This window comes from Streptomyces yerevanensis, from assembly GCF_000716805.1.
Taxonomy (GTDB): domain Bacteria; phylum Actinomycetota; class Actinomycetes; order Streptomycetales; family Streptomycetaceae; genus Streptomyces; species Streptomyces flaveus.
In genome coordinates, this window is the sequence record NZ_JNWJ01000296.1 from 1 (window position 1) to 226 (window position 226).

1 pseudogene is annotated in these 226 nt (G+C 75.7%); it reads left to right on the forward strand.

Annotation, left to right across the window (positions count from 1 at the left end):
* Positions 1–226 (forward strand): annotated as a pseudogene (locus tag OP79_RS56355) (DNA-binding response regulator); the annotation flags it as partial.

Consider the following 226-nt stretch of genomic DNA (forward strand, 5'->3'; position numbering starts at 1 on the left):
CGACGAGGAGTACGTCGTACAGGCGCTGCGGGCGGGCGCCCACGGCTACCTGCTCAAGGACCTGCCGGCCGAGGAACTCGCCCACGCGGTCCGCCTGGCGCACGCGGGCATCACCCAGCTCGACTCGTCCGTCGCCCGCCACCTCACCGCCGCCCTGCCGTCCCCCTCCCCCGCCGACGCGCCTCCCGCCGTCTCGCTGAGCCCCCGCGAGACCGACATCCTGCGA